Origin of the sequence: Amycolatopsis pigmentata, assembly GCF_042684065.1 — a bacterium.
Lineage (GTDB): Bacteria > Actinomycetota > Actinomycetes > Mycobacteriales > Pseudonocardiaceae > Amycolatopsis_E > Amycolatopsis_E pigmentata.
The window spans coordinates 1-1,231 of sequence record NZ_JBHUKR010000012.1 but is presented as its reverse complement, the minus strand read 5'-3'; the positions used below and the strand labels follow the sequence as shown (position 1 = coordinate 1,231).

Below are 1,231 nucleotides of genomic sequence, written 5' to 3'. Positions count from 1 at the left end.
GCTGGTTTCCGGTCGCCCACCCGCTCCCGGACCAGCCACCACCGACGGACGACCGCCCCCCGGAACTCCCCCGCCGTTCCCAGCCGACGTCGGGGACGAAGACAGGCCATGCCCGGACGAGGTGGGGGACGAAGACAGGCCATGCCCGGACGAGGTGGGGGACGAAGACAGGCCATGCCCGGACGAGGTGGGGGACGAAGACAGGCCATGCCCGGACGACGTCGGCGACGACACCAACGACGACGCTCCGGGAACCGACACCACCTTCGGCTGACCCACCGACCCCATCGGCATCGCCTGCGCAACCTGCCCACCCCCGACATCGACCACCCTCGCACCATCCGAAACCACCACCACCGGACGCGCGATCTCCCCGGCGCCCACCCCAGACGGCGCCGCGAACAACACTCCCATCCGCCGACCACCAACCCCCGCATCCACGCCCGCCACACCATCACCACGACCAGCAGAACCACCACCGGACTCACCACCGGCCACACCCGGAGACTCACCCCGGCCAACACCACCGGCCACACCAGCGGACTCACCGCCACCGACCACCCCACGACCGGAACCAGCCGAGACCTCCGTCCCGCTCCCACCCAGCCGATGGCCCTGCTGCCCCTGCTGTCCCCCGTGCGCCCCGCCTTGGGCCTGCTCACCCGCCTGGGCCAGCTCACCAACCCGACCATGCCCGCCGCGTTGCCCCGCTTGAGCTTGCTGCCCGCCATGGCCCTGGCCCGGCTGCCCGGCCTCGGCATGCCGACCTTGCTGCCCGCCATGGCCTTGCTGGCTCTGCTGTCCGGCCTGGTCCGGCCGGCCTTGCTGCCCGGTCTGGGCGTGCTGCCCCTGCTGCCCAGCCTGGCTCTGCGCACCGGTGTGGCCCTGCTGCCCGGCCTGGCTCTGACTTTGCTGCCCAGCCTGGTTTTGTTGATCCTGCTGGCTTTGGTGACCACCTTGGCCTTGCTGGTTCTGTTGCGCGGTCTGGCCCTGTTGGCTTTGCTGGTTCTGCTCCCCTTGCTGCCCTTGGTGGTCCGGCTGCCCGATTTCCGGAATTTGAGTGACCTGCTGGGGCTGGTCAAGAGGAAGAAATGACTTGTGCCCCTCCGGCACCTCCCGCGAATACGGAGGCGGCGCCTCACCCCACTGCCCAACACCACCATGCTCACCACCATGCTCACCGCCGCCATGCTCACCCAACCCCGGCAACTTCCCCCCACCCGCCACATCA

1 protein-coding gene is annotated in these 1,231 nt (G+C 69.9%); it reads left to right on the top strand.

Annotation, left to right across the window (positions count from 1 at the left end; genetic code table 11):
* The first annotated feature begins 207 nt into the window (after positions 1 to 207).
* Positions 208 to 1,095 (top strand): hypothetical protein, encoded by an 888-nt coding sequence (locus ACFSXZ_RS24980; protein ID WP_378267615.1) that lies wholly within the window; start codon positions 208 to 210, stop codon positions 1,093 to 1,095.
* The last annotated feature ends 136 nt before the right edge of the window (positions 1,096 to 1,231 follow it).